General features: G+C 36.7%; 12 protein-coding genes and 2 tRNA genes. 2 read left to right on the top strand and 12 right to left on the bottom strand.

All coding sequences use genetic code 11. From position 1 onward, the window contains the following. Positions 1-2: 2 nt before the first annotated feature. Complete coding sequence (locus tag ACTJKN_RS06080; protein ID WP_440823463.1) at positions 3-560, bottom strand: hypothetical protein; 558 nt, start codon at positions 558-560, stop codon at positions 3-5. 451 nt (positions 561-1,011) lie between these two features. On the opposite strand from ACTJKN_RS06080, the gene ACTJKN_RS06075 reads away from it, so the two are divergent. Continuing rightward, complete coding sequence (locus tag ACTJKN_RS06075; protein ID WP_010601359.1) at positions 1,012-1,872, top strand: sigma-70 family RNA polymerase sigma factor; 861 nt, start codon at positions 1,012-1,014, stop codon at positions 1,870-1,872. 405 nt (positions 1,873-2,277) lie between these two features. Next, a complete protein-coding gene (locus ACTJKN_RS06070) occupies positions 2,278-2,937 on the top strand; it encodes an ATP-binding cassette domain-containing protein (RefSeq protein WP_440823462.1) in 660 nt (219 codons plus the stop codon). Between the two features lie 92 nt (positions 2,938-3,029). On the opposite strand, the gene ACTJKN_RS06065 is transcribed toward ACTJKN_RS06070, so the two are convergent. The 11 genes from ACTJKN_RS06065 to ACTJKN_RS06015 form a co-directional block, all read right to left on the bottom strand. Next, a complete protein-coding gene (locus ACTJKN_RS06065) occupies positions 3,030-3,893 on the bottom strand; it encodes an AMP nucleosidase (protein WP_230143951.1) in 864 nt (287 codons plus the stop codon). A 94-nt stretch (positions 3,894-3,987) separates the two neighbouring features. Then, entirely contained in the window at positions 3,988-5,226 is a 1,239-nt protein-coding gene (clpX, locus tag ACTJKN_RS06060) for an ATP-dependent Clp protease ATP-binding subunit ClpX (protein WP_440823461.1), read from the bottom strand. Further along, entirely contained in the window at positions 5,210-5,917 is a 708-nt protein-coding gene (gene clpP / locus ACTJKN_RS06055) for an ATP-dependent Clp endopeptidase proteolytic subunit ClpP (protein ID WP_029280325.1), read from the bottom strand. Before clpP ends, clpX begins: the two co-directional genes overlap by 17 nt. A 57-nt stretch (positions 5,918-5,974) precedes the next feature. Continuing rightward, positions 5,975-6,334, bottom strand: coding sequence for a four helix bundle protein (locus tag ACTJKN_RS06050; protein ID WP_440823460.1), 360 nt, complete (start codon positions 6,332-6,334; stop codon positions 5,975-5,977). 52 nt (positions 6,335-6,386) lie between these two features. Beyond that, complete coding sequence (tig, locus tag ACTJKN_RS06045; protein ID WP_440823459.1) at positions 6,387-7,736, bottom strand: trigger factor; 1,350 nt, start codon at positions 7,734-7,736, stop codon at positions 6,387-6,389. Between the two features lie 160 nt (positions 7,737-7,896). Beyond that, positions 7,897-7,978, bottom strand: a tRNA-Leu gene (locus ACTJKN_RS06040). A gap of 474 nt (positions 7,979-8,452) precedes the next feature. Continuing rightward, positions 8,453-8,534: transfer RNA gene (locus ACTJKN_RS06035), tRNA-Leu, on the bottom strand. Positions 8,535-8,782: 248 nt separating this feature from the next. Continuing rightward, entirely contained in the window at positions 8,783-9,085 is a 303-nt protein-coding gene (locus tag ACTJKN_RS06030) for a hypothetical protein (RefSeq protein WP_440823458.1), read from the bottom strand. A gap of 77 nt (positions 9,086-9,162) precedes the next feature. Continuing rightward, positions 9,163-9,966, bottom strand: a complete 804-nt coding sequence (locus ACTJKN_RS06025; protein WP_440823457.1) for a helical backbone metal receptor — start codon at positions 9,964-9,966, stop codon at positions 9,163-9,165. A 108-nt stretch (positions 9,967-10,074) separates the two neighbouring features. Continuing rightward, positions 10,075-10,758: an ABC transporter ATP-binding protein gene (locus tag ACTJKN_RS06020; protein ID WP_131028980.1), complete on the bottom strand. Its 684-nt coding sequence runs from the start codon at positions 10,756-10,758 to the stop codon at positions 10,075-10,077. 77 nt (positions 10,759-10,835) lie between these two features. Then, on the bottom strand, positions 10,836-13,259 hold the full coding sequence (locus ACTJKN_RS06015) for an ABC transporter permease (RefSeq protein ID WP_440823456.1): 2,424 nt from the start codon (positions 13,257-13,259) through the stop codon (positions 10,836-10,838). Between the last annotated feature and the right edge of the window lie 5 nt (positions 13,260-13,264).

The raw sequence follows: 13,264 nt of genomic DNA, 5'->3' as shown, positions 1-13,264 counted from the left end.
GATTATATCGTTAAATCGTTTTCTTGTTGAATTTCTATTCCTCTGTTTACAACCTGTACAATTATAAAAAGCACAACAGCCATAAAGAACCACACATCAGCTCCATCTATATTTAACAATTGGGGGTTAGCGGCCATAACGCCTTGTTCTGCAAGCCAAACCGTATACTTATAGCCTAAATGGGCAAAAAACCCTATCCCAAGAGCTAAAAAAACCTGTATCAAAATAAAATGCTTCAATTCTATGCTGAAAGGCTGAGAAATACTGAGTTTTTTATCGATAAACAATTTCACAATTAGATAGAACATGATTGCTTTTAGCACAGCAACAATAATCATAACGAGCGTAATAACCAGGAAATACCCCTGATCAAATTTGTAAACACTTGACAAATAATCTTCACCATCCCAAAAGTTCCTCACACCCTGCGGGTTTATAAATGTGGTAATAACTGTATTAACAATTACCCCACCGGCTTCGACACATAGGCCTATAAAAATTACCCACGAAAGTACCTGTAATACTTTCAAAATCTGATTGGTTGTTATTTTAATTTCCATAATTACATACCAGTTTAAAATGTAATGCCTGAGATTTAACTTACTGTTTATAATTTAGCCGATTTCTTGTTTTGATTTTTATTCGTGCAATCTGACAAAAACTACATGCTGAAAAACACTCCATAATAAAGACTTTGGTTGCTTGCTTTAAATAATTTAAAAATTAACAAAAGTCATATTTATTCAATCATTTAAGTACAAACATAAATAATAAATTATTATAATTCAAAATATATTTATTGATTTACAATAAATAATATTCGATAAGCAATTATAATGCAATTATTCAGACACACAATGTCAGGATTTTATTTGGAATGGTTTTTGCTGTAAGTAAAACTGTAAAAAACTTGTGCAAACAGTAACATTTTCAGCATTTTATCCTTTCGGATTGCTATACAATTTCGTAACTTTGCACACTCAATAATTAAAGAGCACACAATTCGTATAAATGAGACAACTCAAGATAACGCAATCCATTACCAACCGTGAAAGTCAGTCATTAGATAAATACCTACACGAAATTGGCAAAGTAGATTTAATAACAGCAGAAGAGGAAGTAATTTTAGCAAGGAAGATTCGTGAGGGCGATCAGGCTGCATTAGAGCGATTGACTAAGACCAACTTGCGTTTCGTTGTATCTGTTGCAAAACAATATCAAAATCAGGGCTTAACCTTAGGCGATTTAATCAATGAAGGTAACTTAGGTTTAATTAAAGCGGCAAAACGTTTTGATGAGACTAAAGGTTTCAAATTCATTTCTTATGCCGTTTGGTGGATTCGTCAATCTATTTTGCAGGCAATTGCCGAGCAAAGCCGTATTGTACGTTTACCTTTAAACCAGGTAGGTTCATTAAGCAAGATCAGTAAAGCTTTCTCTAAATTAGAGCAAGAATACGAACGTGAGCCTTCTCCTGAAGAACTTGCCGATATTTTAGAAACTACAGTGGATAAAATTTCGGACACACTTAGTAATTCAGGCCGCCACGTATCAATGGATGCTCCTTTTGTTCAAGGTGAAGAAAATACATTATTAGATGTATTGGAAAACCACGAACCAAATACGGATAGCTCATTGATTAATGAATCTTTATCAGAAGAAATTAAACGTTCTTTATCTACTTTAACTGAAAGAGAAAGAGAAATTATCGTTTTATTCTTCGGCTTAGGCTCTAACCATCCCCTTTCTCTGGAAGAAATTGGCGAAAAGTTTAATTTAACCCGCGAACGTGTTCGTCAGATTAAGGATAAAGCGTTACAGCGTTTACGTCATACCTCAAGAAGTAAAATCTTAAAATCTTATTTAGGATAAGAGACTAAGTTCATATAAACAAAAAAAGATCGGCAAGTAGCCGATCTTTTTTTGTTTAGTTACAACTAAGTTTATCGTTATGATTTTATATCTTTAAGTCATGTCGATTGCCCTACTCAAAAAATCCTTAACTATATACAAGCCCATTTTCTTATGGAATGTACTGGTCAGCTTGCTCACATCGGTATTTTTCATTTTAAATGGCTTTAAGGAGCCAGGGATTTACTCCTTTGCCTTATTCATTAAATTTATCGGTTGGCTATTTTCTTTTGCCATATATTTCATGTTTTATCAATCTACTGCATACTTTTTCAAAAATCAGGGCATAGCCTTTAGAAAAATCATGACAAACCTTGTGTTATATGATACACTTATTTTTATTATCATACTAATCGTTATCTTTTTATGCCAGAGCTTTTTGTAGATAGTGTTAACCATTGGTTTGGCGACAAAGAAATTTTGAGCAGCGTTTACATCAACTGCCAAATTGGTGAAGTTGTAGGCCTATTGGGCAGAAATGGGTGTGGAAAGTCTACTTTATTAAAGATTATTTTCGGGAGTGTAAAAGCCAACTTTAAATATCTCAATATAAATAATAGGGTGTATACTAAAGGTTACTTATCAAAAAACCTTTCTTATTTACCGCAGGATAATTTCATTCCAGATCAGATTAATGTTTTGCAGGCCATTGATATCTTTTGTAAAAAACAAGGAGCAGAACTTCATCAGATCGAATTTGTCAAAAATCATTTGAACTCAAAATTTTACAACTTATCGGGCGGAGAACGCCGTTTTTTGGAATGCCTGTTGATGATTTATAGCAATGCCGAATACGTATTACTTGATGAGCCTTTTTCTCAATTATCACCATTGTGGGTAGAAGAGCTAAAGAACCACATTGATGGTGCAAAAGCATATAAAGGTTTCATCATCACTGATCATTACTATAAATCAATTTTAGATGTTTCTGATCGGATTGTACTGCTGCATAACAGGTGTAATTACACCATTCCGAATGAGGCTGATCTGATATTACATGGCTACTTGCCGGGACGTATAACTTAAGCATAGCGATTTACCACTAAGACACGAAGGACACAAGGATTAAATCATCTTGGTGTGCTTTGAGTCTTTGTGGTCTGCTTAATTATTACGCATTAAAATAACAAATGTTTTACTGTCAACCCGTTATTGATTAACTGTTTCAAGGAATCAATACCAATTCTTAAGTGCGTTTCTACGTATTTCTCAGTTACAGTACTATCGCTTTCGGCAGTTTTAACACCTTCTGGTATCATCGGCTGATCGGAAACCAAGAGTAATGCGCCCGCTGGGATTTTATTGGCAAAGGCCGTAGTAAAAATCGTAGCTGTTTCCATATCTACAGCCATTGCCCTTAAAGTTTTCAAATATTTCTTAAATTCTTTATCGTGCTCCCAAACCCTGCGGTTGGTGGTATAACAGGTTCCGGTCCAGTAATCTCTACCATGATCGCGTATGGTTGTAGAAATCGCTTTCTGCAAGGCGAATGCTGGCAACGCAGGTACTTCTGCCGGCAGGTAATCATTCGATGTACCTTCACCCCTGATTGCGGCAATAGGCAAAATTAAATCGCCCAATTGGTTTTTCTTCTTCAAACCACCACATTTACCCAAAAACAAAACAGCTTTAGGTTTAATAGCCGTCAGTAAATCCATCATGGTTGCTGCCAATGGGCTTCCCATACCAAAGTTGATAATCGTAATGCCATTTGCGGTAACGCTTTGCATAGGCTTATCTAAACCCATAACCGGAGCATTATCGTTCCATTCGGAAAACATGGTTACATACTTACTGAAATTGGTTAACAGGATATAATCGCCAAATTGATCTAAGGGCCTACCGGTATAACGTGGCAACCAGTTTTTAACAATTTCATCTTTCGATTTTAATCCTGATTTAACGGGAGTTTCTACTTCTTTTACTTTTTTCGATTTCTCTACTATTTCATCGTCTTTTTTTACGTCTTTTTCTTCGTTCATATTCTTTTAGTTTTGAGCATAGCGCCTGGCGCTTAGCGTTAACAAATATTGTATTAAAAAAAAATCCCCCCGCCTTAGCGAGAGGATTGAATTTTTAAGCGGCCTGCAACTTTTTAAAGTCGGCCTTTTCAAATTTCTCTATCGCGTAATCGAGATTGATGTGCAATTCCTTGACATCCGTCTGCGTTGGCGTATCAAACATCGCATCCAACATAATCGCTTCACAGATCGATCTTAAACCACGTGCCCCCAATTTATATTCCATTGCTTTATCTACAATAAAATTTAAAACATCTTCATCAAAAACAAGCTTTACGTCTTCATAAGCAAAAAGCTTCACATACTGCTTGATCAATGAATTTTTAGGTGCGATTAAAATGTTTCTTAAAGATTCTTTATCCAATGGGTTTAAGTGGGAAAGAACCGGTATACGACCAATTAATTCCGGAATTAATCCAAAAGATTTCAAATCCTGAGGTGTAATATACTTATAAAGATTTTTAAGATCTAAAACTGTCTCATCTTTCTTAACTTTATAACCTACAGCCTGGGTGCGTAAACGGTTGGCAATTTTACGTTCAATGCCATCAAATGCCCCCCCACAGATAAACAGAATGTTATTCGTATTTACCGGGATCATTTTCTGATCCGGGTGCTTACGTCCGCCCTGAGGTGGAACGTTTACAACTGTACCTTCTAAAATTTTCAATAAAGCCTGCTGAACACCTTCTCCCGATACATCACGTGTAATGGATGGGTTATCACTTTTACGCGCTACTTTATCTACCTCATCAATGTAAACGATACCGCGTTCTGCAGCCGTTACATCATAATCAGCAGCTTGAAGCAAGCGCGTTAAAATACTTTCAACATCTTCACCTACATAACCTGCTTCGGTTAAAACAGTTGCATCGCAGATACAGAATGGCACATGCAAAATTTTCGCAATGGTTTTAGCCAAAAGTGTTTTACCGGTACCGGTTTCACCCACCAACATGATATTTGATTTTTCGATCTCTATCTCGTCTTTATCAACTTTTTGATTTAAACGTTTGTAGTGATTGTAAACGGCAACGGATAATACCTTTTTAGCATCATCCTGACCAATAACATACTGATCAAGATGTTGTTTAATTTCAAGAGGCTTTAATAAGTTTATCGCCTCCTGAATATTTTTTGTCCCTTTGGTCCCTAATTCTTGCGCAAGCAACTGATTGGCCTGGGTTACACATTTATCGCAGATAAATGCATCCATGCCTTCAATCAACATTAACGTTTCATGCTTGCCAGAATGGCAGAATGAACAACGGGATTCTTTATTTTGTTTCGCCATCTTTTTTTGCGTTTCTCGATAACACTTCATCAACCATACCAAATCCTTTTGCCTCGTCAGCTGTCATCCAGTAATCGCGATCTGAAGCTTTCTCTACCCAATCATAAGTTTGACCAGAGTGCTCTGAAATAATATCGTATAATTCTTTTTTCAATTTTAACATCTCTCTCAAGTTGATCTCCATATCAGATGCTACACCTTGTGCGCCTCCTGATGGTTGGTGAATCATTACTCTTGAGTGAGGTAATGCAGCACGTTTTCCTTTTGCACCTGCTACCAATAAAACTGCTCCCATTGAAGCTGCCATACCTGTACAGATTGTAGCAACATCTGGCTGTATATATTGCATGGTATCATAAATACCTAAACCTGCATATACCGAACCACCTGGAGAGTTAATGTAGATCTGAATATCCCTATCGGCATCTGTTGATTGCAAAAACAACAACTGAGCCTGAATGATATTGGCATTCTGATCGTAAATCGCATCACCTAAAAAGATAATACGGTCCATCATTAACCTAGAAAAAACATCCATTTGAGCTACATTCAACTGGCGTTCTTCAATGATATATGGTGTCATGCTCTTAGGGTCCAGATTAGCCTGAGCAATAAATTTATCTACGTGTAAACCGCCAATTCCCTGATGTTTAACGGCAAATTTTCTGAATTCTTGTGAATCTATGTTCATGGTTATAGAGTTTGGCGTTTTGCGATAAGCGGGTTAAGCCTAAACCAAATACGCAAGTTATTTTAATAAATATTTTCTGAAGTTGGTTAATTTCCGTGCCAATTTATCTAATTCTTCAAGATAATCATTCAGTTCTATGTCAGAAATATATTTTCTTCGTTCTAAAACTACTAAAATATTCGCATTCTCAAATGCAGAACGGTGCGCAATATTCAGATAATGAGCAAATTCCTTATTGGAAACCGAGCCTGAGCCTTCGGCAATATTATTAGATATGCTAAGAGCAGCCCCATTGAGCTGCTCTGCAAATCTGTATCTTTTATCAACTGACAATCGGTCAGCTATATCAAGTAATTTATCAGTTATTGCGATTGATAACTGCCAAACTTCGAGCGATTGAAATTTAAATTGAGCCATAACTAAATATAGCAATAGCACAATCATTTTCAAAGCGCCTTACGCCAAACGCTTACTTTTTATCCAGTGCAATAAACTTATCGTAATCAATATCTTTTTGCTCTAAAGTAACAACAGATTTGATTTGTTCGAAAGTTTTTAATGCTTTTACCTCTTCGAAAACACGGTTTGCATTTTCTTTTTCTTGTAAAAACTGAACGGCATATTGAGCCAATTGATCTTCAGGAAGCGGACTTGGGCTATACATTCTGAATTGTGCGTCTAATTTAGCTTTAGCTGCCTGAACTACATCCTCATATTTAATTTCGATACTGTTATCTTTAATGATTTTGTTTTCGATTAAAGTCCATTTAAGGTTTTTAGCGAAATCATCATAACCTTCTGCTAACTCTTCGTCTGTTAATTTTTCGTTTGTAGCCTTTAACCAGCGACGTAAAAATTCATCAGGCAATTCGAAATTGTGTTTAGTTAAAAGTGCTTCATAAATATCGTTAGATAATTTACGCTCAGCATCTTGTTTAAACATACCTTCTACTTCTTCAGTAATTTTTGCTCTGAAACCAGCTTCGTCAGTTACAGTACCTTCACCAAATAATTTATCAAAAAACTCCTGGTTTAAATCTGACTCTTCTAAGCGGTTAACGTTTTTAACGTGAAGTTTAAAGTTTGCTTTTAACTCAGCAGCTTCTTCTTCCGAAATATTTAAAGCTTTTGCGATTACTGCAGCATCTTCTAATGCTTTTTGGATATCGATGGTTACTTCATCATCTTTCTTTAAACCAATTAGCGATTTAAGGATTTTTTTATCTTTAACCTGATCTAAACGAATAGTTGCAGTACTGGTAATACCGCCTTCAACAGCAGTGCCATCTGCAGCTACCTGAGTTAATTCAGAGTAAAGTACATCATCATCAGCCGAAACCTCAGGATTAGTCATTTTACCATAGCTACGACGGATATTCTTGATGCGGCTTTCTAAAGTTTCTTTATCAGCTTTAATTACGTATTCTGTAAATTTATCTTTAGATGAAAGATTTACGTCAAAAGCTGGTGCTAAACCTAACTCATAATCAAATTCGAAATCATCTGTATTATCCCATTTAAATTCGCGTTCATCATCCATTTTAGGAAGTGGCTGACCTAAAATTTCTAATTTTTGCTCTGCGATATAGTTAGATAAAGTATCGTTCAACAAATTGTTAACCTCTTCTACCAAGATACTTTTGCCATACATTTTTTTAATGTGGGCTGCAGGAACCATTCCTTTACGGAAACCAGGTAATTGTGCTTTTTTAGCTTGATCTTTAATGGCTTTCTCTACTTTTCCAGTGTAATCAGCAGGTGCGATTTTGATTTTTACAACAGCATTTAAGTTGCCGGTTTTTTCCTGTGTAATATTCATTTTTTCTGAGATATAGTAAGATGTGCTTTAGACGGGGGATATGAGATTTGAGAAGAAACCATATCGCCATAACCGGCACAGCACATCAATTTTTATTAATCAATGTTTTTAAAAACAAAACCGTTCCGATTTTTAAATCGGAACGGCCTTTATCTTGTTGTGCGGAAGAAGGGACTCGAACCCCCACGCCGTGAAGCGCCAGATCCTAAGTCTGGTGCGGCTACCAATTACGCCACTTCCGCAGTTAGGATGTTGTAAGGACTGCAAAGATAGAAACAAGATTGAATAATCAAAAGGCATCAGCAATATTTTATTGATTATTTTGGTAAAAAGCGGCTAACTATTTAGTTTTTAAGGAGAAAAAATTACTCAGAAGGCTTGCTGGGTGCTTTTGTGATGATGTATGCAGGCAAAGACTATAAAGAATTTGTAAATTAAAGCAGGTCTATTGCTGAAACAAAATATTGGTTTTGTTTCAAATAAATTTAAGCCTTTATTCTTTTTGGAAAGCAAGTTTGGTGGCATTTAGGATAATGCAGTCCTGCTCTCCGTTCTTTCCGATGAAAAATCGGAACCACTGCGATCAGGTTTAGATGGCAAGGATAGGCGAAGTATCAATGGTTGAGTAACAGACCGATGATACTGTTTATAAGATCAAGAAGCTGTGAAATAAAAAAACCGTTCTGATGTTTAAATCGGAACGGTTGATCTTGTTGTGCGGAAGAAGGGACTCGAACCCCCACGCCGTGAAGCGCCAGATCCTAAGTCTGGTGCGGCTACCAATTACGCCACTTCCGCAGTTAGGATGTTTTTAAGGATTGCAAAGATAGAAACTAAATTGAATAATCAAATCTTTGCAAGACTTTGTGAAGAAACAAAATTTAATTTCAATGGTCGCGCGTACATCTTTACAGTCCCCTAAGCACTGCCCGTCATTGCCAGCTTGACTGGCAATCTTAATGCATCAGAAAGTTAATGAACCATGGCTGAAGCTTTAGGATTCCTGTTTTCACGGGAATAACGCCATTATCTTAATCAGATAGGTATCAAAATTTCACCAGAGTTACATCAACCAACTCAGGTCCGCCTTCTAATGGATAGCCGGAAACCTTTTTGCCTTTTATGGTAACCTTCTTATCTAAATAGGTATCTAGATTTATGCTAGCACTTTTTAAAGCATAAGTTTTATTGTCGGCTTTTAATAAATGTGTACCGTATTGAAACGTAGTCATGCCTAATTTTTCAATTGTTCCACTTGCGGTAACTGTACTGGAGTTCCCGCCGTTTTTCATTGAACTGCAACTGGAAATTAGGGCTACGAACAGGGATAGTATTAATATTTTTTTCATCGGATTATGATTTTTAATTGTAATGGTATGATAACGGGATGATTTAACCGTACGCTACAAATTATAAAAATTTGCCTTTAAAAACTAATAATTTGCTTCTGAAACTCAAAAAAGTATTGAACAGCTTTAACCAATCTGCTTCCATACCAACTGAACATTTCTCCATCTACCAATATAATTTTTGCTTCAGGAATGACAGCTTGTATTTCTTCAATATGTTTTTCGCCAAAAGGATATGGCTCTGACGACAATAGGATCAGTTCGCAATTTAAAGTTTTCAGTTCCTCAAGTGTAACCGATGGATAACGTTCTTGTATAATCACATTCGTCATGCCATTAATCAGCAGAATATCATCAATAAATGTATTTTTTCCAGCAGCCATGTAGGGCTTGCGCCAGATGAGATAGGCAACCTTTTTATCGATATGCTGTTGAAGTGCAAGTATTTTCAGATCATTAAATCCAGCAGAAATTAAATGGTTAAGGTAACTAGCTTCGGGGTCTCGATCTACAAGCTCCCCTATCTGGCCAATGGTCTTCATAGCATCATCCAAAGTGAAAATATCGCTCATCCAAACCGGAAAGTCTGCTGCAAGCTCTTCTATATCACTTTGCGTATTTTCTTCTTTGTTGCCAATAATCAAATCGGGTTTTAAATCTTTGATTAAATCGATGTTGAGCTTTTTTGTTCCGCCAACCTTGGTTCTTTCTGCAAATTTTTCTATAGGATGGATACAAAATTTGGTCAATCCTATAATTTCCTTATCTAATCCCAAATCAAATAACAATTCTGTTTGTGAGGGCACAACAGAAATAATCCGTTTAGGTGGAAAAATGATGGAAATTTCCCTGCCCATTTGATCGATAAAGGATTTTTTCATGTTGCAAAGTTAATTTAACCAAAGATAAAAAGGATAAATACAGATAGAAATAGTTACCATTCCAAATCCATACTTATCCTCAACCTCTTGCTTGATAATAATTTGGTTCTAACTTAATATTGCCACGTCCTCCTTTACTACACCATCGGCAATGTGCAAAATCCTGTTTCCGTATTGCGCATTTTTTTCGGAGTGTGTAACCTGGATAATGGTAATTCCATCTTCCTGATTTAGTTTTTTAAACAATGTCATAATTTCTTCTGCCTGAGCCGACTGCAAGTTGCCCGTTGGCTCATCGGCCAGAATTATAGATGGTTGAGCGGCCAATGCCCTTGCTATACCAACCAATTGTTGCTGCCCGCCTGAAAGTTGATTCGGGAATAAATCTTTTTTGGCCACAATATTAAAACGGTCTAACAGATCTGCAATTCTACTTGCCCGCTCGGAGCTACCTACTTTTTTGTACAGCAATGGGGCTTCAATATTTTCGTAAACGGTCATTTCATCAATTAAGTGGTAGGCCTGAAAAACAAATCCGATGTGATTTCGATAAAGTTCAATGCGTTTACGTTCATTCAAAGAGGTTACATCCTCACCCAGAAACTCATACGAACCATAAGTTGGTTCTTCAAGCATGCCAATAATATTGAGCAAAGTAGATTTCCCTGCGCCTGATGGGCCCATAATGGAAACAAATTCTCCTTGTTTAATTGTTGTGGTAACCAAACGCAACACGTAGTTTTTAATGCCTTTGTTTGCGTAATATTTTTCGATGTTATTAAGTTGTATCATATTTTTATGGGTTTGGCGCAAAGCGCTTGGCGGTTAGCTTGAATTTATCGCTAAACGCCAAACGCTACACGCAGTTCTTATTCATATTTAAGTGCGTGTACAGGGTCGCCATTGGCTGCTTTTCTGGCTTGAATACTAACCGTTAATGCCGAAATCACTAGTGAAACTATTGTAGCAATCAAAAATGGGTAGACAGGCATATCAATTCTATAAGCAAAACCATCGAGCCATTTTTTAACTAGGATATAAGCAATGGGCCAGCTAATTAAATTGGCAATTAACACCAGTAGTAAAAACGATCTATTTAGCAAGTTTATAATCTGCAGGTTAGAAGCGCCGAGCACTTTCCTTACAGCTACCTCCTTAGTTCTACGTTTGGCTACAAAAGTAGAAAGTGCAAAAAGGCCTAACAACGAAAGAGATACCGACAAGATACTGAATAGCACGATCATATTTATAAACCGATTGTTTTCTTTTAAAACATCAGCAAAAACGTCATCCATTGCTTTGTATTCCATCGGATAATCGGGGTAGGCCCGCTTCCATTCTGACTGAACTTTTTTCATAATTCCGCCAGTGTTGGAAGTATTTAAACGTAACAGTAAATTATTGGTAGAAGATGTTCCTCCTAAATGTGTAACCTTGTAAATGGTAGGCAAAACGGCTTTATCAAACCCTTCATTGTGGTAATTTTTGATTACACCGACAATCTGGAAAACATAACTTTTATCTCCATCCTTAATGCTATAAGACTTTCCGACCGGTTTTTTATCTATCAGATTAGCTGCAGCCTCGTTTAAAATAACGGTGTTAATGGTATCTTGTTTATAGGTTTTAGCAAATAACCTACCCTGAAGAACCCTTACACCCAAGCTTGGCAAGGCATCCATACTAACGGTAACGGTATTCATATTAAGTTGTTTGCCTTTGTATATGATTTCTTCTGGCACATTAAATGCATTTCCCATTACCTGAGTGGTTGTTGCAACATACTGTACACCTGGAATTTTTCTAAGTTTTTCTGCAAAGCTTTCATCATAATTAGTCTTAATGTTTACCAGCTCCCCTCTTTCAAAACCTAAATCTTTATTGCTAATAAACTGGGTTTGCTTATGCATAATGCCAATGGCTATAATAAAGGTTATAGAAATCACAAATTGAAAAACAACCAGCCCGTTCCTTAGCAAAACACCTTTTAATCCGCTTTCATAACTTCCTTTTAACACTGCAACCGGATTATAGTTCGATAATACCCACGAAGGATAAAAACCAGCAAGCAGAGTGACTGCACTAAAAAGGCCAAATAATTGAATCAACATCGTATTGAGCTGTGGATTGAGCCAAAAACTGAGCTGAACATTAAAATGATGGTTAAAAGTCGGAAGCACAACTTCGATCAACACTACGCATAAGAATAGAGAAATCATACTCTGCAAGGCCGATTCGACTAAAAATTGAGCAATAAGTTCACGTTTATACACGCCTAAAACCTTTTTAACTCCTACTTCTTTAGCTCTTTGGACCGATTGGGCTGTAGCAAGATTTACAAAATTTATGATCGAAACAACAAGCAAAAAGATGGAAATACCAATTACTGGCCTTAACTTTTCTATCCAACTTAGTTTAAAAGGCGGATTTAAATGAACATCCTTTAAAGGGATAACTTTTAAACCCGGTGTTTTACCATTTTTATAGATCTCATTGTACTGTAACTTGCGCTGCACCAATGATTTCTTTTGGTAATCGGTATAGATTTTCAACAAACTTTGATTTAACGCGTTTGTATCTGCTACCTGGTTTAATTTGGCGTAAATCTGGCAATAATGAAAGTTACCGGCAGATTCGGGAACTTTGTCTTCCTCACCGGTACGCATTAAAGCATTAAAGCCAACGCTTTGGGGCGTTTCAGGATCAGCAACCACTCCTGTAATCGTTAAATCTGTACCTGGATCGTTCCGCCACATCAATACCTTTAACGTTTTCCCCAATACTTTTTCCGTTCCAAATAATTTTCTGGCTAAACTTTCTTTCAATACCACCGATTTCGGAACGTTTAAAGCCGATTCGCTATCGCCCTGTAAAAACTTATACGGAAATACCTGAAAGAAACTACTGTCTGCATCTTTCATCCCCATAACCATAACAGGATCGGCATGAGCAATTTTAACTGAATAACCACTGCTAAAATCCCAATCTGCCGTTACGCGGGTAACAGCAAGGGCTTGTTGAATATTTTCCCTTACAAGGTTTGCCATCCGGCTATCGTTTATCTCCTGCCAATGATCTTCGTTATCGGGCGAAAAAAAACTGTGTTTCTCTCGCACCTGATACACGTCTTTTAATTGTGGCGACCAGGTATCGTAGCTTTCTTCGTGGTTGATGTATAAAAGCATCAGTACAAATGCTGTTAAGCCAATAGCCAAACCGCCAATATTAATGGCCGCATAAACTTTGTTTTTAAATAAGCTCCGCAGTGCGATTTTTAAGTTGAGTTTGAACATAAGGC

Origin of the sequence: Pedobacter sp. 22163 (assembly GCF_052045595.1) — a bacterium.
In the GTDB taxonomy this organism is placed as follows: Bacteria; Bacteroidota; Bacteroidia; order Sphingobacteriales; family Sphingobacteriaceae; genus Pedobacter.
The sequence above is the reverse complement of the archived record's forward strand: the minus strand, read 5'-3'. Positions and strand labels throughout refer to the sequence as shown.